This is a genomic window from Mycolicibacterium anyangense (genome assembly GCF_010731855.1).
Lineage (GTDB): Bacteria > Actinomycetota > Actinomycetes > Mycobacteriales > Mycobacteriaceae > Mycobacterium > Mycobacterium anyangense.
On sequence record NZ_AP022620.1, the window covers coordinates 1,027,093 to 1,051,689 of the forward strand.

At 68.8% G+C, this 24,597-nt stretch carries 22 protein-coding genes; 18 read left to right on the plus strand and 4 right to left on the minus strand.

Annotated features, from left to right (window positions below; genetic code table 11):
* The first annotated feature begins 11 nt into the window (after window positions 1-11).
* Both G6N35_RS04885 and G6N35_RS04890 read left to right on the plus strand, forming a co-directional pair.
* Complete coding sequence (locus tag G6N35_RS04885) at window positions 12-1,091, plus strand: ABC transporter ATP-binding protein (RefSeq protein ID WP_163803232.1); 1,080 nt, start codon at window positions 12-14, stop codon at window positions 1,089-1,091.
* The gene (locus tag G6N35_RS04890) at window positions 1,088-1,858 is read left to right on the plus strand and encodes an inositol monophosphatase family protein (protein ID WP_163803233.1); all 771 of its coding nucleotides are present in this window, start codon (window positions 1,088-1,090) and stop codon (window positions 1,856-1,858) included. Before G6N35_RS04885 ends, G6N35_RS04890 begins: the two co-directional genes overlap by 4 nt.
* Window position 1,859: 1 nt before the next feature.
* Here the strand turns inward: G6N35_RS04890 and G6N35_RS04895 are convergent, their stop codons facing one another.
* The gene (locus G6N35_RS04895; RefSeq protein ID WP_163803234.1) at window positions 1,860-3,062 is read right to left on the minus strand and encodes a serine hydrolase domain-containing protein; all 1,203 of its coding nucleotides are present in this window, start codon (window positions 3,060-3,062) and stop codon (window positions 1,860-1,862) included.
* A 122-nt stretch (window positions 3,063-3,184) separates the two neighbouring features.
* Between G6N35_RS04895 and pyrR the strand changes: the two genes are divergently transcribed.
* From pyrR to pyrF, 7 genes are read left to right on the plus strand one after another with little or no spacing between them, the layout of a single operon-like run.
* Window positions 3,185-3,751, plus strand: a complete 567-nt coding sequence (pyrR, locus tag G6N35_RS04900) for a bifunctional pyr operon transcriptional regulator/uracil phosphoribosyltransferase PyrR (RefSeq protein WP_163803235.1) — start codon at window positions 3,185-3,187, stop codon at window positions 3,749-3,751.
* Window positions 3,748-4,701 (plus strand): aspartate carbamoyltransferase catalytic subunit, encoded by a 954-nt coding sequence (locus G6N35_RS04905; protein WP_163803236.1) that lies wholly within the window; start codon window positions 3,748-3,750, stop codon window positions 4,699-4,701. Before pyrR ends, G6N35_RS04905 begins: the two co-directional genes overlap by 4 nt.
* Window positions 4,698-5,999, plus strand: a complete 1,302-nt coding sequence (locus G6N35_RS04910; RefSeq protein ID WP_163803237.1) for a dihydroorotase — start codon at window positions 4,698-4,700, stop codon at window positions 5,997-5,999. The genes G6N35_RS04905 and G6N35_RS04910 overlap by 4 nt, the downstream gene beginning before the upstream one ends.
* Window positions 5,996-6,511 (plus strand): PH-like domain-containing protein, encoded by a 516-nt coding sequence (locus tag G6N35_RS04915; RefSeq protein WP_163803238.1) that lies wholly within the window; start codon window positions 5,996-5,998, stop codon window positions 6,509-6,511. The genes G6N35_RS04910 and G6N35_RS04915 overlap by 4 nt, the downstream gene beginning before the upstream one ends.
* Window positions 6,508-7,632, plus strand: a complete 1,125-nt coding sequence (gene carA, locus G6N35_RS04920) for a glutamine-hydrolyzing carbamoyl-phosphate synthase small subunit (protein ID WP_179967313.1) — start codon at window positions 6,508-6,510, stop codon at window positions 7,630-7,632. The genes G6N35_RS04915 and carA overlap by 4 nt, the downstream gene beginning before the upstream one ends.
* Window positions 7,633-10,974: a carbamoyl-phosphate synthase large subunit gene (gene carB / locus G6N35_RS04925; RefSeq protein ID WP_163803240.1), complete on the plus strand. Its 3,342-nt coding sequence runs from the start codon at window positions 7,633-7,635 to the stop codon at window positions 10,972-10,974.
* Entirely contained in the window at window positions 10,967-11,788 is an 822-nt protein-coding gene (gene pyrF, locus G6N35_RS04930; RefSeq protein WP_163803241.1) for an orotidine-5'-phosphate decarboxylase, read from the plus strand. Before carB ends, pyrF begins: the two co-directional genes overlap by 8 nt.
* A 3-nt stretch (window positions 11,789-11,791) precedes the next feature.
* On the opposite strand, the gene ctaD is transcribed toward pyrF, so the two are convergent.
* The gene (ctaD, locus tag G6N35_RS04935) at window positions 11,792-13,528 is read right to left on the minus strand and encodes an aa3-type cytochrome oxidase subunit I (RefSeq protein WP_407664507.1); all 1,737 of its coding nucleotides are present in this window, start codon (window positions 13,526-13,528) and stop codon (window positions 11,792-11,794) included.
* A 472-nt stretch (window positions 13,529-14,000) separates the two neighbouring features.
* On the opposite strand from ctaD, the gene mihF reads away from it, so the two are divergent.
* From mihF to metK, 5 genes are all read left to right on the plus strand, one after another.
* Window positions 14,001-14,318 (plus strand): integration host factor, actinobacterial type, encoded by a 318-nt coding sequence (gene mihF / locus G6N35_RS04940; RefSeq protein WP_011894593.1) that lies wholly within the window; start codon window positions 14,001-14,003, stop codon window positions 14,316-14,318.
* A gap of 8 nt (window positions 14,319-14,326) precedes the next feature.
* Entirely contained in the window at window positions 14,327-14,941 is a 615-nt protein-coding gene (gene gmk / locus G6N35_RS04945; protein WP_163803242.1) for a guanylate kinase, read from the plus strand.
* A 94-nt stretch (window positions 14,942-15,035) separates the two neighbouring features.
* Window positions 15,036-15,338 (plus strand): DNA-directed RNA polymerase subunit omega, encoded by a 303-nt coding sequence (gene rpoZ / locus G6N35_RS04950; protein WP_059019942.1) that lies wholly within the window; start codon window positions 15,036-15,038, stop codon window positions 15,336-15,338.
* A gap of 24 nt (window positions 15,339-15,362) precedes the next feature.
* On the plus strand, window positions 15,363-16,610 hold the full coding sequence (coaBC, locus tag G6N35_RS04955) for a bifunctional phosphopantothenoylcysteine decarboxylase/phosphopantothenate--cysteine ligase CoaBC (protein ID WP_163803243.1): 1,248 nt from the start codon (window positions 15,363-15,365) through the stop codon (window positions 16,608-16,610).
* A gap of 117 nt (window positions 16,611-16,727) precedes the next feature.
* On the plus strand, window positions 16,728-17,939 hold the full coding sequence (gene metK / locus G6N35_RS04960; protein ID WP_163803244.1) for a methionine adenosyltransferase: 1,212 nt from the start codon (window positions 16,728-16,730) through the stop codon (window positions 17,937-17,939).
* A 74-nt stretch (window positions 17,940-18,013) separates the two neighbouring features.
* Here metK and G6N35_RS04965 read toward each other — a convergent pair whose 3' ends face one another.
* Both G6N35_RS04965 and G6N35_RS04970 read right to left on the minus strand, forming a co-directional pair.
* A complete protein-coding gene (locus G6N35_RS04965; protein WP_163803245.1) occupies window positions 18,014-18,409 on the minus strand; it encodes a hemophore-related protein in 396 nt (131 codons plus the stop codon).
* Between the two features lie 74 nt (window positions 18,410-18,483).
* A complete protein-coding gene (locus tag G6N35_RS04970; RefSeq protein WP_163803246.1) occupies window positions 18,484-19,458 on the minus strand; it encodes an alpha/beta hydrolase in 975 nt (324 codons plus the stop codon).
* Between G6N35_RS04970 and G6N35_RS04975 the strand changes: the two genes are divergently transcribed.
* The 4 genes from G6N35_RS04975 to G6N35_RS04990 are packed head-to-tail and all read left to right on the plus strand — an operon-like array spanning window position 19,457 to window position 24,596.
* Window positions 19,457-20,164 (plus strand): lysoplasmalogenase, encoded by a 708-nt coding sequence (locus tag G6N35_RS04975; protein WP_246224212.1) that lies wholly within the window; start codon window positions 19,457-19,459, stop codon window positions 20,162-20,164. The two genes, G6N35_RS04970 and G6N35_RS04975, sit on opposite strands and share 2 nt — an antisense overlap.
* Before the next feature lie 46 nt (window positions 20,165-20,210).
* Window positions 20,211-22,208 carry a primosomal protein N' gene (locus tag G6N35_RS04980; protein ID WP_163803248.1) on the plus strand — a complete coding sequence of 666 codons (1,998 nt, stop codon included), beginning with the start codon at window positions 20,211-20,213 and terminating at the stop codon, window positions 22,206-22,208.
* Between the two features lie 40 nt (window positions 22,209-22,248).
* Window positions 22,249-24,066 carry a DUF2207 domain-containing protein gene (locus G6N35_RS04985; protein WP_163803249.1) on the plus strand — a complete coding sequence of 606 codons (1,818 nt, stop codon included), beginning with the start codon at window positions 22,249-22,251 and terminating at the stop codon, window positions 24,064-24,066.
* Window positions 24,060-24,596, plus strand: coding sequence for a LemA family protein (locus G6N35_RS04990; protein ID WP_163803250.1), 537 nt, complete (start codon window positions 24,060-24,062; stop codon window positions 24,594-24,596). The genes G6N35_RS04985 and G6N35_RS04990 overlap by 7 nt, the downstream gene beginning before the upstream one ends.
* Window position 24,597: the final 1 nt, after the last annotated feature.

Here is a 24,597-nt window from a genome sequence, read left to right on the forward strand (position 1 = left end):
AAGCACAGACCATGGCTACCGTCACCTTCAGTGCAGTGAACAAGTCCTACGGCGAGGTCGGCATCGTCCACGACCTCGATCTGGAGATCCCGGACGGATCCTTCACCGTCCTGGTCGGCCCGTCCGGCTGCGGCAAGTCCACGTCGCTGCGGATGCTGGCCGGTCTGGAGCCCGTCACCTCGGGCGCCATCCGGATCGGCGACACCGACGTCACGGCGCTGGAACCCAAGGATCGCGATATCGCGATGGTGTTCCAGAACTATGCGCTCTACCCGCATCTGACCGTCGAGCAGAACATCGCATTCCCGTTGCGTGCGAAGAAAATTGCCAAGAAAGAAGCCAGGGAGCGTGCGGCGGCCGTGGCGGCCACCCTCGGCCTGACCGCGGCGCTGACCCGGAAACCCAAGGATCTCAGCGGCGGTCAGCAACAACGCGTCGCAATCGGCCGGGCGATCATCCGCGAACCCGCGGTGTTCCTCTTCGACGAGCCGCTGAGCAATCTCGACGCCAAGCTGCGGGTCGAGACCCGCACCGAACTGCTGCGCATCCAGCGCCGGCTGGGCATCACCTCGCTGTACGTCACCCACGACCAGGAGGAGGCGATGACGCTCTCGGACCGGATGGTGGTGATGAGCGAGGGACGGATCGCCCAGCAGGGGGCGCCGCTGGAGGTCTACACCAAACCGGCCAGCACCTTCGTCGCCGGATTCGTCGGCAGCCCCAGGATGAACCTCGTCCCCGGTGTCATCGAGGATGCCGCGCTGCGCTCGGCCGACGGCCTGGTGCTCCCGGTGGGGGATGCGGTGACCCGCCGGTCCGAGCCGGTGACGGTCGGCTTCCGTCCCGAGGACCTCGTCGTGACCCCCGCGGGCGGCACCGGCTCGCCGGCACCGACCGGGCGGATCGCCCTGATCGAGCACCTGGGTCCGCGGGCCATCGTCGCGGTGGAGGTACCCGGTGTCACCCTGGTCAGCGTCCTGGACATCGCCAGCCTGGGCTCGCTGACCGAAGGTGCGCCGGTGTCGATGTCGGTGCGCACCGGCGGCCTGCATGTCTTCGACCTCGCCCGCGGCATGCGGATCGCGTCATGACCGCCGCCCCCGTCTCGGCCGAGCTGACCGCCGAACTCCTCGACGTCGCGCTGGCGGCCGCCCAGCGGGGCGCCGACGTGCTGGCCGCCGGTGCGCGTGGCGCGCTGCAGATCACCACCAAGGGGGAGGACGGCAATCTGGTGACCGACGTCGACGTGGCCGCCGAACGCGCCGTGCGCGCGGTCATCGAGGCACGTCGGCCGGACGACGAGGTGACCGGCGAGGAATTGCCGAGCACCGGACCCGATCGGCGCCGCGCCGCGGTCCGGTGGTCCATCGACCCCCTCGACGGCACCACGAACTTCACCCGAGCGATCCCGTACTACGCGACCTGCGTCGGAGTCGCCGACGCCGACGGCCGGTGGCTCGCCGGTGCCGTCGTCGCCCCGGCGCTGGCCAAGACCTACTTCGCGCATCGGGGCGGCGGAGCCTGGCTCGCCGAGCCCAACGGTGTGCGCAGGCTCACCGGCCCGGCGGTCGAGCCGGGCGCGCGCCTGCTCGGGATGGGGTACTCGTACTCGGCTGATGTGCGGGCGCAGCAGTTCGCCGCCGCCGCGGGACACATGGCCGGCTACACCGACGCCCGGATTCTGGGGTCGGCGGCGCTGGCCATCTGCGCCGTCGCCGAGGGAGCACTGGACGGATTCGTCGAACCCGATCTCGCCGAACATGATTGGGCGGCCGCGGCGGTGATCGCCGAGGAAGCCGGCCTCCAGGTCAACCGCCCGTCCCCCGATTCGACGGAGCTGCAGGTGTACCGCCGCTGATCTACAGGCCCAGCGCGCCGTAGGTGCGGCGCACGAACTTCGGCTGAACCGACTGCAGTTTGGCCAGCGACGTGTTGCCGGCCACCGCGGCCCCCGGCGAGCTCATGTTCGGGTAGTTCTGGATCAGATAGATCAGGATCAGGTCGTTGGCCGGATCCGCCTGCCACCACGTCCCATAGGCGCCGGGCCAGCTGAACGTGCCCAGTCCGCCGGGGCCGTACAGTGGCCCGGATTTCACCGGGTCGGTCACCACCGACAGATTCAGGCCGAAGCCGCGGCCCATCCAGAACGGAAGTCCCAGGAACGGGAACTGCTTCTGCTCCGCGGTCAGCCGATCGGTCCGCATCAGCGCAACGGAGTCCTGCGACAGGACCCGCACCCCGTCCACTTCGCCGCCGCCCAACAACATGCGGGCAAAGCGCAGATAGTCGTCGACGGTCGTCAGCAGGCTGGCGCCGCCCTGACAGAACCGGGGTTCGATGACCGGTATCGGTCCCATCGCGTCGTGCTGCAGGCCGGACTCGTCATCGAGCCGGTACATCGTGGCGGCCCTGGCGCGCTTGTCGGGGGAGATGAAGAACCCGGTGTCGACCATGCCCAGCGGGCCGAACACCCGCTCGGTGAGCACGGTGTGCAGTGGCTTGCCCTCGATCCGCGACACCAGGATGCCCAGCACATCGGTGGCGTGGCTGTAGGTGAGCCGGTCGCCGGGCTGATGCACCAGCGGCAGCGCCGCCACCTCGGCCAGCCAATGGTCCTGGTCCTGGCGCAGCGACACCCGGCCATAGGCCTGCGAGAGCGGACCGGCGACCGAGAACACGTACGCCAGTCCGCTGCGGTGCGTCATCAGGTCGTCGACGGTGATCGGCCGACGGGCCGGCACGGTGCGATCCAGCGGCCCGGTCGGATCGACGAGAACCTGCATGTCGGCCAGTTCGGGCAGCCACCGACTGACCGGATCGTTCAGTGTGAGCTTGCCCTCCTGCGCCAGCGACAGCGCCGCGGCCACGGTGACCGGTTTGGTCATCGAGGCGATGCGGAAGATGGTGTCCCGCTGCATCGGCAGCTTCGCTTCGACATCGCGTGACCCGATCTCGTTGACCTGCAGGATGTTTCCGCGCTGCCAGACCAGGGTGACGGCACCTGCCAGAACGCCGGCATCCACGGCCTGGGCGATGGAGGTGCGGTTGTCCGCGAGAGTCATCGGAGGAAGTCTACTGGGCCCGCTGCGGCGGCTGTCGCGGCGAATGGGTGCTAAGCTGCCCGACAGTTCGACATCCTTTAACGATCCGTCCAGAGAGGCGGAGAAGGAGGTCTGGTCAGCTCGTGGGCTCCACCGACCGGGAATTGATGTCCGCCGCCGATGTCGGCAGGACGGTCTCCCGCATCGCCCATCAGATCATCGAGAAAACCGCCCTGGACGGGCCCGACGCGCCCCGCATCGTGCTGCTCGGCATCCCGACCCGCGGTGTCACCCTGGCCAATCGGCTGGCGGCCAAGATCCACGAATTCTCCGGCGTCAGCGTCGCCTGCGGCGGCCTGGACATCACGCTCTACCGGGACGACCTCGACTTCAAGCCGCCCCGCGCGCTGGAGGAGACCTCCATTCCGGCCGGCGGCATCGACCACGCGCTGGTGATCCTCGTCGACGACGTGCTCTACACCGGGCGCTCGGTGCGCTCGGCACTGGATGCGCTGCGCGATATCGGCAGGCCCACGGCAGTCCAACTGGCGGTACTCGTCGACCGCGGCCACCGGGAACTGCCGCTGCGGGCCGACTACGTCGGCAAGAACGTCCCCACCTCCCGCAGCGAGAACGTCAAGGTACGGCTCACCGAGGACGACGGCGTCGAAGGTATCTGGATCGCACCGCACGGAGGTCCCGCGAGATGAGCACCAGGCATCTGCTGTCCGCGGCCGACCTCACCCGCGACGAAGCCGTCGCCATCCTCGACAACGCCGACCGGTTCCGACAGGCCCTGCTGGGGCGCGAGGTCAAGAAGCTGCCGACCCTGCGCGGGCGCACCATCATCACGATGTTCTACGAGAACTCCACCCGCACCCGGGTGTCGTTCGAGGTGGCGGGCAAGTGGATGAGCGCCGACGTGATCAACGTCAGCGCATCGGGTTCGTCGGTGTCCAAAGGGGAATCGCTGCGCGACACCGCGCTGACCCTGCGCGCCGCAGGTGCCGACGCGCTGATCATCCGGCACCCGGCCTCCGGGGCCGCCCAGCAACTGGCGCAGTGGACGCTGGAGCCCGACGGCACCGGCCCCAGCGTGATCAACGCCGGTGACGGCACCCACGAGCACCCCACCCAGGCGCTGCTGGACGCGCTGACCCTGCGTCAGCGGCTCGGCGACATCGAGGGCCGCCGGGTGGTGATCGTCGGCGACATCCTGCACAGCCGGGTGGCGCGCTCCAACGTGACGTTGCTGCACACCCTGGGCGCCGAGGTGGTGCTGGTATCGCCCCCGACGCTGCTGCCGGTGGGGGTGTCGCAGTGGCCGGTGACGGTGTCACACGATCTGGATGCCGAACTGCCCGGCGCCGACGCGGTGATGATGCTGCGGGTGCAGGCCGAGCGCATGAACGGCGGCTTCTTCCCCTCCGAGCGGGAGTACTCGATTCGCTACGGCCTGTCCGACAAGCGCCAGGCGCTGCTGCCCGGCCATGCGGTGGTGATGCACCCCGGCCCGATGCTGCGCGGCATGGAGATCTCCTTCGCCGTGGCCGACTCGTCGCAATCGGCGGTGCTGCAACAGGTTTCCAATGGTGTGCACGTGCGGATGGCGGTGCTCTTCCATCTGCTGGTCGGCACGGATGAGGCGGTGACGGTATGAGTCCGGTAGTGGTGATCACCGGCGTTCGGCTCTACGGCGAAGGCGACCAGGTCGACGTCCTGGTGTCCGACGGGCAGATCGCGAAGATCGGTGCCGGACTCGAGATCCCCGCCGACGCCGACGTCATCGACGCCACCGGTCAGGTGCTGCTGCCGGGTCTCGTGGACCTGCACACCCATTTGCGCGAGCCCGGCCGCGAGTACACCGAGGACATCGAAACTGGCTCTGCTGCAGCAGCTCTGGGTGGATTTACCGCGGTGTTCGCGATGGCCAATACCGATCCGGTGGCCGACAGCCCGGTGGTCACCGACCACGTGTGGCGGCGCGGGCAGCAGGTCGGCCTGGTCGACGTGCACCCGGTGGGTGCGGTGACGGTGGGCTTGAAGGGTAAGCAACTCACCGAGATGGGCCGGATGGCCGCTGGACTGGCCCAGGTCAAGATGTTCTCCGATGACGGTGTGTGCGTCGAGGACCCGCTGGTGATGCGCCGGGCCCTCGAGTACGCCACCGGTCTCGGGGTGCTGATTGCCCAGCACGCTGAGGAGCCGAGGTTGACCGTCGGCGCCGTGGCGCACGAGGGCCCGAATGCCGCCCGGCTGGGCCTGGCCGGCTGGCCGCGGGCGGCCGAGGAGTCGATCGTGGCCCGCGACGCGCTGCTGGCCCGCGACGCCGGTGCCCGGGTGCACATCTGCCACGCCTCCACGGCGGGCACGGTAGAGCTGCTGAAATGGGCCAAGCAGCAAGGTATTTCGATCACCGCCGAAGTGACGCCCCATCATCTGATGCTCGATGACAGTCGGCTGTCCAGCTATGACGGGGTGAACCGGGTCAACCCGCCGCTGCGGGAGGCCTCCGACGCGGCGGCGCTGCGCCAGGCGCTGGCCGACGGCGTCATCGACTGTGTGGCCACCGATCACGCGCCGCACGCCGAGCACGAGAAGTGCTGCGAGTTCTCCGTCGCCCGCCCGGGCATGCTGGGGCTGCAGACCGCGCTCTCGGTGGTGGTGGACACCATGGTGCGGTCCGGCCTGCTGGACTGGCGCGGAGTGGCACGGGTGATGAGTGAGAACCCGGCCCGCATCGTCGGCCTCGACGACCAGGGCCGCCCGCTGGAAGTGGGGGAGCCGGCCAACCTGGTGATCGTCGACCCGGACGCGTCCTGGGTGGTCGAGGGTGCCGAGCTGGCCAGCCGGTCGGCCAACACCCCGTATGCCGCCATGACACTGCCGGCCACGGTCACCGCCACCCTGCTGCGGGGCAAGGTCACCGCGCGGGACGGGAAGAGCCCGGCCCTGTGAATACCGGAACGGCGGTGGCGACCTACCTCTTCGCGTTCCTCATCGTCGTCATCATCGGTGCCCTCATTCGCCGGATGATCAAGGGTTGGGAGCGTCGCGGCGCGCGGCAGTGCGAGCTGCTCGGCGAATTCCCGCCGATGCCCGACATGCTCGGCGCGGCCACCGTACCCCCGACCCGGGGTCTCTACGTCGGCAGCACGCTCGCCCCGAACTGGCTGGAGCGCATCACCGTCGGCGATGTGGGCTACCGGTCCAAGGCGGTGCTGACCCGCTATCCCGAGGGCATCCTGCTGGAACGTTCCGGTGCCACCCCGATCTGGATCCCGCAGGATGCGATCACTGCGATCCGCACCGAGCGGGCGATGGCCGGAAAGGTCATCCCGGGTGGCAGCGGTTCGCCCGCAGGCATTCTCACGATCCGGTGGCGGCTGCCATCGGGTACCGAAATCGACACCGGCTTCCGCGGCGACGACCGCAGCGAATACGCCAGATGGACAGGAGAGGCAGCGTGACGGGTAAAGCCCATCTCGTGCTGGAGGACGGGCGGATCTACACCGGAACCCAGTTCGGTGCGGTCGGTGAGACGCTGGGGGAGGCGGTGTTCTCCACCGGCATGTCCGGCTACCAGGAGACGTTGACCGACCCGAGCTACCACCGTCAGATCGTGGTGGCCACCGCCCCGCAGATCGGCAACACCGGCTGGAACCACGAGGACGGCGAAAGCCGCGGCGACAAGATCTGGGTGGCCGGCTACGTCGTGCGCGACCCGTCGCCACGGGCGTCGAACTGGCGGGCCACCGGTAGCCTCGACGACGAACTCAGCCGGCAGCGCATCGTCGGGATCGCCGGCGTCGACACCCGCGCGGTGGTGCGGCACCTGCGCACCCAGGGCTCGATGAAGGCCGGCGTGTTCTCCGGTCCGGCCTTGGCCGACGCCGACGAATTACTGCGCCGGGTGCGCAGCCAGCCCGCCATGCTCGGCGCCGATCTGGCCGGTGAGGTCAGCACCGACGATAGCTACGTCGTGGAACCCGAAGGCGCGCACCGGTTCACCGTGGTCGCGCTGGATCTGGGCATCAAGACCAACACGCCACGCAACTTTGCACTGCGCGGTATCCGCACCCACGTGCTGCCGTCGAGCGCCACCTTCGAGCAGATCGCCGACCTCAAGCCCGACGGGGTGTTCCTGTCCAACGGCCCCGGCGACCCGGCCACCGCCGACCACGTCGTCGGCGTCACCCGGGAGGTGCTGGGTTCGGGGACGCCGCTGTTCGGCATCTGCTTCGGCAACCAGATCCTGGGCCGCGCGCTGGGTCGGTCCACCTACAAGATGACGTTCGGTCACCGCGGTATCAACGTACCGGTGATCGACCACACCACCGGTGCGGTGGCCATCACGGCGCAGAACCACGGGTTCGCCCTCGAGGGCGAGGCCGGCGAGGTCTTCGACACCGACTTCGGCCAAGCCGTCGTCAGCCATACCTGTGCCAATGACGGTGTGGTCGAAGGCATCAAACTCGTTGACGGCAGCGCTTTCTCGGTGCAGTACCACCCGGAGGCCGCGGCCGGCCCGCACGACGCCAACTACCTGTTCGACCAGTTCGCCGCCTTGATGGAAGGCAGGAAGCACTAGATGCCACGCCGTACCGACCTCAACCACGTCCTCGTCATCGGCTCCGGGCCGATCGTCATCGGTCAGGCTTGCGAGTTCGACTACTCGGGCACCCAGGCCTGCCGGGTGCTGCGCTCGGAGGGGCTGACCGTCAGCCTGGTGAACTCCAATCCGGCGACGATCATGACCGACCCCGAGTACGCCGACTACACCTACGTCGAGCCGATCACTCCCGCGTTCGTGGAGAAGGTGTTCGCCCAGCAGGCCGCCCGCGGCAATCGGATCGACGCACTGCTGGCCACCCTCGGCGGTCAGACGGCGTTGAACACCGCGGTCGCGCTCTACGAGAACGGTGCGCTGGAACGCTACGGCGTCGAACTCATCGGCGCGGACTTCGAGGCCATCCAGCGCGGCGAGGACCGGCAGAAGTTCAAGGACATCGTCGCCAAAGTCGGTGGGGAGTCGGCGAAGTCGCGAGTCTGCTACACCATGGACGAGGTCCGCGAGACCGTCGGTGAGCTGGGTCTGCCGGTGGTGGTGCGGCCGTCGTTCACCATGGGCGGCCTGGGCTCGGGCATGGCGCATTCGCTCGACGACGTCGAACGCATGGCGGGGGACGGGCTGGCCGCCTCGCCGTCGGCGAACGTGCTCATCGAGGAGTCCATCTACGGATGGAAGGAATACGAGCTCGAGCTGATGCGCGACGGTCGCGACAACGTCGTGGTGGTCTGCTCGATCGAGAACGTCGACCCGATGGGTGTGCACACCGGTGACTCGGTCACCGTGGCCCCGGCGATGACGCTGACCGACCGGGAATACCAGACCATGCGCGACCTCGGTATCGCGATCCTGCGTGAGGTCGGCGTGGATACCGGCGGCTGCAACATCCAGTTCGCGGTGGACCCCAGGGACGGTCGCCTGATCGTCATCGAGATGAACCCGCGGGTATCGCGGTCCAGTGCGCTGGCGTCGAAGGCGACCGGATTCCCGATCGCCAAGATCGCCGCCAAGCTGGCGATCGGCTACACCCTCGACGAGATCGTCAACGACATCACCAAGGAAACCCCGGCCTGCTTCGAGCCGACGCTGGACTACGTGGTGGTCAAGGCCCCGCGATTCGCCTTCGAGAAATTCCCCGGCGCGGACCCGACGCTGACCACCACGATGAAGTCGGTGGGCGAAGCGATGTCGTTGGGTCGCAACTTTATCGAAGCGCTCGGCAAGGTGATGCGCTCGCTGGAGACCACCAAGGCCGGATTCTGGACGCAGCCCGACGACGACGGCTGGGTATCCGACGTGCTGGACCGGCTGCGCACACCGACCGAGGGCCGGCTCTACGACATCGAACTGGCGCTGCGGCTGGGCGCCAGTGTCGAGGAGGTCGCGCAGGCCTCGGGCGTCGACCCGTGGTTCGTCGAGCAGATCAACGGTCTGGTGGCGTTGCGCCACGAGCTGATCGACGCCCCTGTGCTCGACGAGGACCTGCTGCGCCGCGCCAAGCACAGCGGTCTGTCGGACCGCCAGATCTCCTCGCTGCGGCCGGAATTGGCCGGCGAGACCGGCGTGCGTGCGCTGCGTCAGCGCCTGGGGATCCACCCGGTGTTCAAGACCGTCGACACCTGCGCGGCCGAGTTCGAAGCCAAGACGCCGTATCACTACTCCAGTTACGAACTCGACCCGGCGGCCGAGACCGAGGTGGCCCCGCAGACCGACAAACCCAAGGTGCTCATCCTTGGCTCGGGGCCCAACCGGATCGGCCAGGGCATCGAGTTCGACTACAGCTGCGTGCATGCGGCGACCACGCTGACCGAAGCCGGCTTCGAGACGGTGATGGTCAACTGCAACCCCGAGACGGTGTCCACCGACTACGACACCGCCGACCGGCTGTACTTCGAGCCGCTGACCTTCGAGGACGTGCTGGAGGTCTACCACGCCGAATCGCAGTCCGGGCACGGCGGTCCGGGCGTCGTCGGCGTGATCGTGCAGCTGGGCGGCCAGACACCGCTCGGGCTGGCCAAGCGGCTGGCCGATGCCGGAGTGCCGATCGTCGGGACCCGCCCCGAGGCGATCGACCTGGCCGAGGATCGCGGCCGGTTCGGCCAGGTGCTGACCAACGCGGGTCTACCCGCGCCGAAGTTCGGCACCGCCACCAGTTTCGAGCAGGCCCGCGACATCGCCGCCCGGATCGGCTACCCGGTGCTGGTCCGGCCGTCCTACGTCCTGGGCGGGCGCGGCATGGAGATCGTCTATGACGAGCAGACCCTGCACGGCTACATCACCCGGGCCACCCAGCTGTCCCCGGAGCATCCGGTGCTGGTGGATCGATTCCTCGAAGACGCCATCGAGATCGACGTCGACGCCCTCTGCGACGGCACCGAGGTCTACCTCGGCGGGGTGATGGAGCACATCGAGGAGGCCGGTATCCACTCCGGTGACTCCGCGTGCGCGCTGCCGCCGGTCACATTGGGCCGCAGCGATATCGAAGCGGTGCGCAAGGCGACGGAGGCCATCGCCCACGGTGTGGGTGTGGTCGGCCTGCTCAACGTCCAGTACGCACTCAAGGACGACGTGCTCTACGTGCTGGAGGCCAACCCGCGTGCCAGCCGTACCGTCCCGTTCGTCTCCAAGGCCACCGCGGTGCCGCTGGCCAAGGCCTGCGCCCGAGTCATGCTGGGCGCCAGCATTTCCCAGCTGCGTGCTGAAGGTGTCCTGGCGCGCACCGGCGACGGCGCCACCCCGGCGCCCAACGCGCCGATCGCCGTCAAGGAGGCGGTCCTGCCGTTCCACCGGTTCCGCCGGGCCGACGGCTCGGGCATCGACTCGCTGCTCGGGCCGGAGATGAAGTCGACCGGTGAGGTCATGGGTATCGACCACGACTTCGGCAGTGCCTTCGCCAAGAGCCAGACGGCCGCCTACGGCTCGCTGCCGAGCGACGGCACGGTCTTCGTCTCGGTCGCCAACCGCGACAAGCGGTCCCTGGTGTTCCCGGTCAAGCGGCTGGCCGATCTCGGCTTCCGCGTGCTGGCAACCGAGGGTACCGCTGAGATGTTGCGGCGCAACGGAATTCCCTGCGATGTGGTGCGCAAGCATTTCGAGGAGCCCGGTGAGGGCAAGCCGGCCATCTCAGCCATCGACGCGATCCTGGCCGGTGGCGTCAACATGGTGATCAACACCCCGTACGGCAACTCCGGACCCCGTATCGACGGCTACGAGATCCGCTCGGCGGCTGTGTCGATGAACATCCCGTGCATCACCACGGTGCAGGGTGCCTCGGCGGCTGTGCAGGGCATCGAGGCGGGCATCCGCGGTGACATCGATGTGCGCTCCCTGCAGGAGTTGCATGCCGCGCTGAGCCATGACTGACGGTTTCGGGGCCAGGCTGGCCGCGGCGATCGCCACACGCGGCCCACTCTGTGTGGGCATCGACCCGCACCCGGAGCTGTTGCGGGCCTGGGATCTGCCGGTGAGCGTCGACGGGCTGGCCCGGTTCTGTGACATCTGCGTCCAGGCTTACTCGGGATTCGCCGTCGCCAAACCTCAGGTGGCATTCTTCGAGGCCTACGGCTCAGCGGGTTTCGCCGTCCTGGAGCGCACTATCGCGGCGCTGCAGGACGACGGTGTGCTGGTGCTCGCCGACGCCAAGCGTGGTGACATCGGGTCGACGATGGCCGCCTACGCACAGGCCTGGGCCGGCGACGGGCCGTTGGCCGCCGATGCCGTCACCGCCTCGCCGTATCTCGGATTCGGGTCGCTGCAACCGCTTCTCGATGTCGCCGCGGCCAACGGTCGGGGCGTATTCGTCCTGGCCGCCACCTCCAATCCCGAAGGCGCCAGCGTGCAATTGGCACGTGCCGGGGACCGCAGCGTGGCGCAGTCGATCGTCGACGAGGCCGCGGCCGTCAACCGGGCGGCGCTACCGCAGCCCGGGTCGGTGGGCGTGGTTGTCGGCGCCACGCTGGCCGAGGTGCCCGACCTCAGCGACCTCGGCGGCCCTGTGCTGGTGCCCGGAGTGGGCGCCCAGGGTGGCCGACCGGAGGCGCTCGGCGGTCTCGGTGCCGCCCGGGCGGGTCAGCTGCTGCCTGCCGTGTCCCGCGAAATACTGCGCGCCGGACCAGATTTCGCATCGGTCCGGCGCGCAGGGGAGAAGTTGCGCGACGAGGTTGCCTACCTCGCCTGACGGTTAGGCTTTCGCCTTCTCGACATCGTGGTGGTGTTCGCGTCCGACGTGGGCCTCGCGCCGCATCCGCTCCACCATGTGCGGGTAGTGCAGTTCGAACGCCGGGCGCTCCGAACGGATGTTGGGTAGCTCGGTGAAGTTGTGCCGCGGCGGCGGGCAGGAGGTGGCCCACTCCAGGGAGTTGCCATGACCCCACGGATCGTCGACGGTGACGACCTCGCCGTAGCGCCAGCTGCGGAAGATGTTCCACAGGAACGGCAGCATCGAGATGCCCAGGATGAACGAGCCCACGGTCGAGATGATGTTCAGCGTGGTGAACCCGTCGGAGGGCAGGTAGTCGGCGTAGCGACGCGGCATACCCATGGTGCCCAGCCAGTGCTGCACCAGGAACGTGGTGTTGAAACCGACCACGGTGAGCCAGAAGTGCAGCTTGCCCAGCCGCTCGTCGAGCAGGCGGCCGGTCATCTTCGGGAACCAGAAGTAGATGCCGGCGTAGGTGGCGAACACGATCACGCCGAACAGCACGTAGTGGAAGTGCGCGATGACGAAATAGGTGTCGCTGACGTGGAAGTCCAGCGGCGGGCTGGCCAGTAGCACGCCCGACAGGCCACCGAGCAGGAAGATGACCAGGAAGCCCACCGAGAACAGCATCGGCGTCTCGAACGTCAGCCGGCCCTTCCACATCGTGCCGATCCAGTTGAAGAACTTGATGCCGGTGGGCACGGCGATCAGGAACGTCATGAACGAGAAGAACGGCAGCAGAACGGCTCCCGTGACGTACATGTGGTGCGCCCACACCGCCACCGAGAGTGCGGCGATGCTGATCGTGGCGTAGATCAGAGTGGTGTAGCCGAAGATCGGCTTACGGGAGAACACCGGGAAGATCTCCGAGACGATGCCGAAGAACGGCAGTGCCAGCACGTAGACCTCGGGGTGGCCGAAGTACCAGAACAGATGCTGGAACAGCGTCACGCCGCCGTTGGCGGGGTCGTAGATGTGCGCACCCAGGCGACGGTCGGCGGCCAGGCCGAAGGCGGCGGCGGTCAGCAGCGGGAAGATCAGCAGCACCAGGATCGAGGTGACGAAGATGTTCCAGGTGAAGATCGGCATCCGGAACATCGTCATGCCGGGGCAGCGCATGCACACGATCGTGGTGATCATGTTGACCGCACCCAGGATGGTGCCAAGGCCGCCGACGGCGACACCGAGGATCCACAGGTCAGCGCCAGCGCCCGGACTGTGTACCGCGTCCGACAGCGGCACATAGACCGTCCAGCCGAAGTCGGCCGCACCACCGGGGGTGATGAACCCGGCCAGCGCGATCAGCGCACCGAACAGGAACAGCCAGTAGGACAGCGCGTTGAGCCGCGGGAAGGCCACGTCGGGTGCACCGATCTGCAACGGCAGCACCAGGTTGGCGAAGCCGAACACGATCGGCGTCGCATAGAACAGCAGCATCGCCGTGCCATGCATGGTGAACAGCTGGTTGTACTGCTCGTTGGACAGGAACTGCAGCCCCGGTACCGCCAACTCGGCCCGGATGAACAACGCCATCAGCCCGGCGACCACGAAGAAGACGAAACAGGTGATCACGTACATGATGCCGATCAGCTTGTGATCGGTCGTCGTGATGACCTTGTAGATCAGATTGCCTTTGGGGCCGATGCCGTGGGGCATGGGCCGCTTGGCCTGCAAAAGGGCAGCCTGGGGCGCCTCAGAAACCACGATGTCTCCCAACATCTAGTTTTCCTACAGCACCCTGGTGAGCACTCTAGACCGTCGCGGACCGATCCACCTCCGATACCCCCGTGTCGGGCAGGTGGCGGCCGACACAGGCGGCGTCAGGTCCCCGCGTGCACCGGTGCCGGCGACACGCCCGACACGCCGTCTGCGTGCGGAAAGGCTGAAAATTGGCCACAGATCGCGGGTGGCCGGTCGGGCGGTGCGGGCGCTCGTTACTACTCGCCGGTAAACCTGCAGCTAGGCTAGTATTTTCGCGCCTTCGCCCCGGTCGGGCCGGCGTCGATCTCGGCGCCGAAACGTTTGCCCAGGCCTGATTTGGGACCCCCTCAGTTCGGCCATATCCTGCGGGTTTGCATCCGGAAGCAGGGGGTGGGGTTAGATTTCGTCAGACAGCGTGGGTACGGTCGTCGTCGCTGGCTGAAGAACCCGGCCCAGGCAAAACAATGATGGTGATGAGACGGAGGAACCCGTGGCCCTTCCCCAGTTGACCGACGAGCAGCGCGCAGCCGCGTTGGAAAAGGCTGCTGCCGCACGTCGTGCACGAGCTGAGCTCAAGGATCGGCTCAAGCGTGGTGGCACCAACCTCAAGCAGGTGCTCACCGACGCTGAGACCGACGAGGTCCTCGGCAAGATGAAGGTTTCCGCGCTCCTGGAGGCCCTGCCCAAGGTTGGCAAGGTCAAGGCGCAGGAGATCATGACCGAGCTGGAGATCGCCCCGACGCGTCGTCTGCGCGGCCTCGGCGATCGGCAGCGCAAGGCACTGCTGGAAAAGTTCGACTTCTCCTAGGGAGGTCGATGGAAGCCGGCGGAAGGCCGGACAGCCGGGGCGGTGCGCCCCCGCAGGCGGCCCATGGTCGCGTGGTGGTGCTGTCCGGGCCTTCTGCGGTTGGGAAGTCGACGGTCGTCCGCTGCCTGCGTGAGCAGGTGCCTGACTTGCATTTCAGTGTGTCGGCCACCACCCGGGCACCACGCCCGGGTGAGGTGGACGGCGTCGACTACCACTTCGTCACCCCCGGGGAATTCGAGCAGCTCATCGAACGCGGCGAGCTGCTGGAGTGGGCTGAGATCCACGGCGGACTGCACCGGTCCGGAACGTTGGCCGCCCCGGTGGCACGTGCGGCGGAAGCAGGCCATCCGGTGCTGATCGAGGTCGATCTGGCCGGCGCGGCAGCCGTCAAACAGGCGATGCCCGAGGCGGTGACGGTGTTTCTCGCTCCGCCCAGCTGGGAGGCCCTGGAACAGCGCCTCGCCGGGCGCGGCACCGAGACTCCCGAGGTGATGGCTCGCCGACTGGAAACCGCCCGCGCCGAACTGGCCGCCCAGGACTCGTTCGACGTGGTCGTCGTGAACAGCCAATTGGAGTCGGCGTGCGCTGAATTGGTATCCTTGCTGGTGGGCAACGTGCCGTAACCGGCGCGCGAGGCCGACACGGACCGACAACTGCCCCGCCAGACGCAGCTCAGACTCGATCTGGACCCGATCTACCCCCAGGAAGAAGCTTTACGTGACGCAAGCCAGCACGGATCACTACGACCCGGCCCCGGGTGCCGCTACCGCCTACGACACGCCGCTGGGTATCACCAATCCGCCCATCGACGAGTTGCTGGACCGGGTGTCGAGCAAGTACGCGCTGGTGATCTACGCGGCCAAGCGTGCCCGTCAGATCAACGACTACTACAACCAGCTCGGCGACGGCATCCTGGAGTACGTCGGACCGCTGGTCGAGCCGGGCCTGCAGGAGAAGCCGCTGTCGATCGCGCTCCGCGAGATCCACGCCGACCTGCTCGAACACACCGAAGGCGAGTAGGCCGTCACCGGGCCGGGCGGGCAGATGAACCCGAAGCGGATCATCGTCGGCGTCGCCGGGGGCATCGCCGCGTACAAGGCATGCTCGCTGGTCCGGCAGCTCAGCGAGGCCGGTCATGACGTACGCGTCATCCCCACCGAATCCGCCCTGCGGTTCGTCGGCGCCGCCACCTTCGAGGCGCTCTCGGGACATCCGGTGCGCACCGGGGTGTTCGAGGACGTCGACGAAGTACCCCATGTCCGGCTGGGCCAGGAGGCCGACCTCGTCGTCATCGCACCGGCCACCGCAGACCTGCTGGCCCGCGCGGTCGCAGGACGTGCCGATGACTTGCTGACCGCCACCCTTCTCACGGCCCGCTGTCCGGTGCTGTACGCCCCGGCCATGCATACCGAGATGTGGCAGCACCCGGCGACCCAGCACAACGTGGACACCCTGCGCCGGCGCGGCGCGGTGGTCCTGGAACCGGCGTCAGGGCGGCTCACCGGGGCGGACAGCGGTGCCGGGCGGCTGCCCGAGCCCGAGGAGATCGCCACCTTCGCTCAACTTCTGCTCTCCCGACACGATGCGCTGCCGCACGATCTGTCCGGTGTCAAGGTCCTGGTGACCGCGGGTGGTACCCGCGAGGCCATCGACCCGGTTCGCTTCATTGGTAACCGCAGCTCGGGCAAGCAGGGCTACGCGGTCGCGCGGGTGGCCGCCCAGCGCGGTGCCGACGTGACCCTGATCGCCGGAAACACCGTAGGCCTGGCCGACCCTGCCGGAGCGCACGTCCTGCACATCACGTCGGCCGCTCAGCTGCATGAGGCGGTGACCAAGCACGCCCCGGACGCCCATGTCCTGGTGATGGCGGCCGCCGTCGCCGACTTCCGGCCCGCATCGGTGGCCGCCACCAAGATCAAGAAGCAGCCCGGCGTCCAGGAGGGGCCGACGATCGAGCTGGTCCGCACCGACGATGTGCTGGCCGGAGTCGTGCACCAGCGCATCGATGGGCAGCTGCCCAACATGCGGGCCGTTGTCGGATTCGCGGCCGAGACCGGCGACGCCAACGGCGACGTGCTGTTCCACGCCCGCACCAAGCTGGCCCGAAAAGGCTGTGACTTGCTGGTAGTGAACGCGGTCGGCGAGGGTCGGGCGTTCGAGGTGGACAGCAACGACGGCTGGCTGCTGGGCGCCGACGGTACCGAGGCCGCCCTGGAGCACGGTTCGAAGACCCTCATGGCGAGCCGTATCGTGGACGCGATCGCATCATTTCTGCGTGTCGGTGACGCGTAGGCGGTGGGGATCGCGTTGGTTTGCGCTGAAACCTTGCGCACGGCGCGAAGCCCCGGTTGGGTCGTGGGGGGCCAGCGATATGATTTGCCCAACTAAGTTTTTCGAAGGGATGTGACTGTGAGCGATAAGGGTCGGCTGTTCACCAGTGAGTCGGTGACCGAGGGACACCCTGACAAGATCTGCGACGCGATCAGCGACTCGGTGCTCGATGCGCTCCTGGCGCAGGACCCGAATTCCCGCGTTGCCGTGGAGACCCTGGTCACCACCGGTCAGGTTCATGTCGTCGGTGAGGTGACCACCAACGCCAAGGAGGCGTTCGCCGACATCACCAACACTGTGCGCGAGCGCATCCTCGATATCGGTTACGACTCGTCGGAGAAGGGTTTCGACGGCACCACCTGCGGGGTGAACATCGGTATCGGCGCGCAGTCGCCGGATATCGCCCAGGGCGTCGACACCGCCTACGAGGCCCGGGTGCAGGGCGAACGTGACCCGCTGGACGCCCAGGGCGCCGGCGACCAGGGTCTGATGTTCGGCTACGCGATCCGCGACACCCCCGAGCTGATGCCCTTGCCGATCGCGCTCGCACACCGGCTCTCGCGGCGGCTGACCGACGCGCGCAAGAGCGGCAAGCTGCCCTACCTGCGTCCGGACGGCAAGACCCAGGTCACCATCGAGTACGCCGGCACCACGCCGGTGCGGCTGGACACCGTGGTGCTGTCCACCCAGCATGCCGAGGGCATCGACCTCGACGGCCAGCTCGCCCCCGACATCCGGGCGCAGGTGGTCAAGACCGTGCTCGACGAGCTGGCCCACGAGAGCCTGGACACCTCCGACTTCCGGCTGCTGGTCAACCCCACCGGCAAGTTCGTGCTGGGTGGGCCGATGGGCGACGCCGGTCTGACCGGCCGCAAGATCATCGTCGACACCTATGGCGGCTGGGCCCGGCACGGCGGCGGTGCCTTCTCCGGCAAGGATCCGTCCAAGGTGGACCGTTCGGCGGCCTACGCCATGCGTTGGGTGGCCAAGAACGTCGTCGCGGCGGGACTGGCGGAGCGGGTCGAGGTGCAGGTGGCCTATGCCATCGGTAAGGCCGCTCCGGTCGGGCTGTTCGTCGAGACCTTCGGTTCCGAGACCGTCGACCCGGCCCGCATCGAAAAGGCCATCACCGCGGTGTTCGACCTGCGGCCCGGCGCCATCATCCGCGATCTGGACCTCAAGCGCCCGATCTACGCGCAGACCGCTGCCTACGGCCACTTCGGTCGTACCGACATCGACCTGCCGTGGGAGCGCCTGGACAAGGTCGAGGACCTCAAGAACTCCGTCTAGCGACCTCCCGACGCTCAAGCCCCGCGAACCGATGGGTCGCGGGGCTTGTGCGTAGCTGGGGTGCGGTTACCGGCTCAGCCGACGAACGCGTCGAACGCCCACTGGAACTGCGGCGGGACGACCTGCACGCCGCACTGAGACTGCAGTGTGCCGAGCGGCGCCAGGATCGCCTTGAAGTCGGCGTACTCCTGCGGATTGGCCGTCGCGTAGTTGCTCAGCGTCTGCTCGGCCTGCGCCCGGGGCTGCAGCGCGGCGGTCATCAGCACCTTCTGACCGTCCGGGTGGCTGTTCATGTAGGCCTGGGCCTGGTTCTGGATGTTGGCCACGGCACTGTCGACGCCCGCCTTGCTGCAGTCAGGCGCCGCGAAGGCCGACGGTGCGGCGACCACGGCCAGGGCGGCACCCGCGATCAGCGAGCTGGCACCGAGGCCGACGAGGCGCCGGGTCGCGGCTCCTTGAGCAAACTTCATGGGTGGTCCTTACCTGTTTGTGGCGTGTGATGCCATTGTGTCCCGTCGCGAACGGTTGCGACAAGGTCGGCTGGTCAGCCGTGTAGTGCTGCCCGCAGAGCTGCCAGGCCGCGCTGTGTCGCCTCGGTCGCCGCCGGAACCACACCCGCGTAGCCAAGATAGCCATGCACCAGTGTGTCGGCATTGTGCAGTTCAACTGTTACACCGGCGGCGGCCAGCAGCTCCGCATAGCGCGCTCCGTCGTCCCGCAGTGGATCGTGGCCGGCGGTCGCGACGTAGGCCGGAGCAAGCCCGGACAAGTCCGCAGCGCGGCCGGGCGCCAGCGTGGCCGGCGGGTCGGTCATGTCGACGTGACCGGCATACCAACGGGTGAATGCATCGATCGCGGCGCGGTCGAGGACCGGTGCGTCGGCGTTCTCGGCGAACGACGGCAACGAGGTGTCCCACATCGTCGACGGGTACCAGAGCAGCTGGAACGCCAGCTGCGGCCCGCCGGAGTCTCGGGCCAGCTGGGCGACGACCGCTGCCAGGGTGCCGCCGGCCGAGTCGCCGGCCACCGCCAGCCGGGAGGCGTCGGCGCCGTACTGCCCGGCGTTGGCGGCCACCCAGCGGGTCGCCGCCCAGACGTCCTCGACCGCCGCCGGGTAGGGATGTTCGGGGGCCAGCCGGTAGTCCACCGAGACCACGAGGGTCTGGGCCTGCACCGCGTGCTCGCGGGCGGTGCCGTCGTGGGTGTCCAGGTCGCCGACGGCGAACCCGCCGCCGTGGAAGAACATCGTGACCGGTGGGCAGGAGCGTAGCGACGCGGGAGAAGATTCCGGCGGGCAGGAGACGTTGTCGGGCCAGTACACCCGGACCGGGATGGGCCCACCCGGTCCGTCGATGCGGTGGTCCTCGACGCGCAGGTGGGGATGCACCGGGCCGCGGGGCAGCTCACGCAGGCGGCGGCGCGCCTCGTCGATTCCGCCGTCGACCGTCAACTGGAACGGCACCGCGTGCAGTACCTTCTGCAGGATGGCGTCCACCGGCGGTCTGTCCTCTGAAGTCATGGGCCCACCGTACGCACGCACACGGACCGCGTGGTGGGCCGCGGCTGCTGCCGCTGCGGTGGGATACGGCCTCTTCCTCGTGGTCACCGCGCTGCAGCTGCCCGCGAACGCCGAGCTGACGGGACGTTTCCCGGGCCAACCCGCAGTCAAGGCTCTGATGGCGGTCCTGCTGGCGGTGGCGGCGCGGTGGCACCCGGTCGTGCGCGAACGGCGCTGGCTGATCGCCGCGCTGCTCTTCTCCGCCGGTGGCGACTTCTTCCTGGCGATGCCGTGGTGGCAGCCGTCGTTCGTGCTCGGACTCGGCTCGTTCCTGGTCGCCCACCTGTGTTACCTCGGAGCGTTGTTGCCGCTGCGCGGCAGGGGCGGCGCGCGGCTGGTCGTGGCGGCGGTGATGGTGGCGCTGTGCGTCGCGCTCCTGGTGGTGTTCTGGCCCAAGCTGGTCATCGAGGGCCTGACGATCCCGGTGACCGTCTATATCGGCGTACTCGGTGCGATGGTGTGTGCGGCGTTGCTGGCCCGGCTGCCCACGGTGTGGACGGCGCTGGGCGCGGTGTGCTTCGCGATCTCCGACGGGATGATCGGCATCGGCAAGTTCGTGCTGGAATCCAACGCCCTGGAAGTGCCGATCTGGTGGGTGTATGCCACGTCCCAGATCTTGATCACTGCCGGGTTCTTCTTCGGCAGGACCAGGGCGTCGGGCAGCTGAGACCGCGGTCGGGGTGCGCGTCGGGGCGCCTCGGTACTCTTCGACGATGCCGAACGCCCGGCAGGCCGCTGAACACGAACCCATCGCCCGGGTGTTGCCGATGCTGTCGGTGCCGCACCTGGACCGTGAGTTCGACTACCTGGTCTCGGCCGACCAATCCGACGACGCGCAGCCCGGTGTCCGGGTGCGGGTCCGGTTCCACGGCCGGCTGGTCGACGCGTTCGTGCTCGAACGCCGTTCCGACACCGACCATGTCGGGCAGCTGGGCTGGCTGGACCGGGTGATCTCGGCCGAGCCGGTCCTCACCCAGGAGGTGCGCCGGCTGGTCGACGCGGTGGCCGCCCGCTACGCCGGCACCCGCCCCGATGTGCTGCGGCTGGCGATCCCGCCCCGGCATGCCAGGGCGGAGAAGTCCGACGCTGTGCCCCCGCTGCTGCCGGTGATCGACCCCGTCGACCCGGCCGGCTGGGCCCGCTACGGGCGCGGGGAGCAATTCCTCGTCGCCCTGCGGGAGGGCCGGGCCGCGCGCGCGGTCTGGCAGGCCCTACCGGGCGAGCAATGGTGTGACCGGATCGCCGAAGCGGCCGCCGCCGCCGTCAGCGGGGGCTATGGGGTGCTGGCCGTCGTGCCGGACCAGCGCGACATCGACGCAGTGTGGGCCGCGACGACGGCGCGCATCGACCAGTCCGCGGTGGTGGCACTGTCGGCCGGCCTCGGACCCTCGGCGCGCTACCGGCGCTGGCTGTCGGTGCTGCGCGGGCAGGCCCGGGTGGTGATCGGCACCCGCAGTGCGGTGTTCGCACCGGTCGAACGGCTCGGGCTGGTCCTCGTCTGGGATGACGGCGACGACAATCTGGCCGAGCCACGGGCGCCGTATCCGCACGCCAGGGAGGTCGCGATGTTGCGGGCCCACCAGTTGCGCTGCGCCGCGGTGATCGGCGGGTACGCCCGCACGGCCGAGGCGCATGCCCTGGTCCGTAGCGGCTGGGCGCATGATCTGGTGGCGCCCCGCCCGCTGGTGCGGGCCTGCTCCCCGCGGGTCGTCGCCCTCGAGGACGGCGGATACGCCGAGGAGCGCGACGCCGCCGCCCGGACGGCGCGGCTGCCGTCGGTGGCGCTACGGGCCGCACGTGCCGCGCTGGAGCGAGACGCGCCCGTACTGATCCAGGTACCGCGGCGGGGCTATGTCCCGTCGATCGCGTGCGCGCGGTGCCGCAGCGTGGCGCGCTGCCGGCATTGCACCGGGCCGTTGTCACTGTCCGGTGCCAGCACCGGGGCCCTCTGCCGGTGGTGCGGCCGGATCGACCCGGCGCCGCGCTGCCGACGCTGCGGTTCCGACGCGATCCGCGCCGTTATCGTCGGCGCCCGTCGCACGGCCGAGGAGATGGGCCGCGCCTTCCCGGGCACTCCGGTGGTGACGTCGGCCGGCGATGCGGTCCACAGCGAGATCGGGCCGGGACCGGCGCTGGTCGTGGCCACGCCGGGGGCCGAGCCGCGCGCCCCGCACGGCTACGGCGCCGCGCTGCTGCTCGACAGCTGGGCCATGCTGGGCCGTCAGGACCTGCGGGCCGCCGAGGACACCCTGCGGCGCTGGATGGCGGCCGGTGCGCTGGTGCAGCCACGCGGCGACGGCGGCGTGGTGGCCGCCGTCGCGGAATCGACCATCCCCACCGTGCAGGCCCTGGTCAAGTGGGATCCAGTGGGGCACGCCGAGGCCGAATGGGAGGCCCGCGCCGAGGTCGGCCTGCCGCCCAGCGTGCACATGGCCGCCGTCGACGGCAGCTCACCGGCGGTGGCTGCGCTGCTGGAGCACGCTGAGCTACCCGAGGACGCCGACGTGCTGGGCCCCGTCGACCTGCCGCCCGGTGTGCGCCGCCCCCCGGCGATGGCGGCGGGGGAGCCGGCCATCCGGATGCTCATCCGGGTCGGCCGCGAGGACGGTCTGGCGCTGGCCGCATCCCTGCGGCACGCCATCGCGATCGCCAGCGCCCGGCACGATCACGAGGCGGTTCGGGTACAGATCGACCCATTGCACATAGGGTAATCGCGGGACAATCCCAGGCAGAATGCGCAGCGGAGGTGTCATGAAGGGGTTCGGCCGTGTCATCGCGTGGTCGATCTCGTTGCTGCTCATCGTGATTGGCCTGCTATGGCCCGTGGTCTTCAGCTTCACCCCCAGTACCGGCGCCGTCTACGACCCGGTGGTGATCACCAACTACCGCGCCGATTTCACCGTCGACCGCGACGGCAGACTGGCCGCCACCGAGATCATCACCGGCAAGTTCCCCGGCGACCGGCACGGCATCTTCCGGTACTGGGACATCGCCAACCAGAACGATCCGCAGGTCCGCCAGGTCCCGCAGGTCACCCAAATCCTGATGGACGACCGGCCGATCCCGTATCAGATGCTCTGGGAGAGCGGCGAGCGCTTCCGGGTGGCCAAGATCGGCGACCCGGACAGCCTGCTCGGCTACGGCACCCACGTGTTCCGGATCAGCTACACCATCGACGGCGTCCTCGACCCCGGCAGCACCGGCGCCAACAAGACCTTCGCGTCCACCACCGGCACCCAGGCGGCGCCGTCCGCCTTCTTCTGGAACGTGATCGCCCCGGCGTGGAACAACCAGATCGACCGGGCCGACATCACCATCACCCTGCCCGGCGGGGTGCCCGGCGCCCAGTGCTCGGTGGGCACCGGAGTCGGCCGCGCCTGCGACGGCCTGACCGTCGACGGCGACACCGTCCGGGTGTCGGCCACCGCGCTGGCGCCCCGCACGCCGGTGACGGTGCGGGCCGCCGTCGACGTCCCGACGCCAGCGCGGACCGAACTGCCCTGGTCCTACCACTGGGATGAGGTGCTGGGCCGGTCGGTGCCGACCACCCTGTGGCTGCTCGGCCTGACGCTCACGGCCGGTCTCGGCGGCTTCCTGTGGTGGCGCACCACCGTCGAGCCCGCACCCGGGTTCCCACTGCAGTACGCACCGCCGCCCGGCCTGGGACCGGTGCAATGCGAGTACATCCGCACCGAGAAGGTGCCCGAGAGTGCACTGGCCGCAACGCTGTTCTACCTCGGCGAGCGCAAGCTCGTCTCGCTCAACCAGATCACCCCCAAACGCTGGACCATCCGCGGTACCGGTGACAAGGCGGCCTGGGCCGATGTCGACCCGGTCAGCGTGGCGGTGGGCAGCGCGCTCGGCGTGATCGGATCGGGCCGGGCGTTCGAGGCCGACGGCACCGTGTCAGCGGGTAAGAAGCTCAACACCGCGAAAATCGACCTGGCCACCGCCGCCAAGAAGTGGGCGTTCGGTGACGGCCTCATGGTCAAGCGCCGCGCCGAACTATGGCTGCGGTTCGCCAACGTCGCCGCGCTGGCGTTGGCCGTGTGCGGCTTCTTCCGCTGGTTCTTCCCGATCACGCTGTGGGGTCTGCCGTTCGCGGTGTTCTTCGTCCTCACCGCGGCCGGCTGGCGCAGCGGCGTCGGCAGCAGGCGCACCGCCGAAGGGCGCCAATTGTGGTCGCAGATCGGCGGTTTCCACCGCATGCTGGCGACCGATTCCGCCGAATCCCGCTTCGACTTCGCCGCCCGCAAGGACCTCTATACCGCCTACATCCCGTTCGCCGTGGCCGGTGGGGTGGCCGCGCTGTGGGCCCGTAAGTATCAGATCGCCACCGCACAGGTGCCGCCGCAGCCCGACTGGTATCACTCGTCGTCGGGGACCAGCTGGCACTCCTCGACCGGTGGTGGTGCTAGTTTCGACAGCTTCGAGTCGGCATTGTCGTCCTCGATCAGCGCATACTCCGCATCGCAGTCGTCGTCCAGCAGCAGTAGCAGTGGTGGTGGCGGCGGGTTCAGCGGCGGTGGTGGCGGTGGTGGTGGCGGAGGAGGAGGCGGTTCATGGTGACCTTCGTGCTCGTACTGGTGCTGCTGATAGCAGTGCTGGTGCTCGGTGGATTCGTGGTGGGGTACAACAAGGTTCGGTCCGCCGACGTCCGCGTCGACGAGGCCCTGGGCGGTATCGACGTCCAGCTGACCCGGCGCGCCTCACTGATCCCGAGCCTGATCAGCACGGTGCAGACCTTCGCCGCCCATGAGAAGGCGATCCTCGATCACGTCGCCGACGCCCAGGCCGCGCTGGCGGCGGCCACCTCCGGTAAGTCGGTGGCGCAGCGCACCTCGGCGGAGCAGCAGTTCGACTCGGCAGTGGGGCAGGTGCTGGCGCTGGGCCAGAGCTACCCGCAGCTGAACTCCTCGAACAACTTCTTGAACCTCCAGCAGAACCTGGCCGACACCGAGGACAAGCTGGCCTTCGCCCGCCAGTACTACAACGACGCGGTGGCAGGAGTGAACAAGCTGACCACGACGATTCCGTGGATGTTCGTGGCCGGGATGGCCGGGGTGAAGCAACGCGAGTTCTATCAGGTGCCAAAGTAGC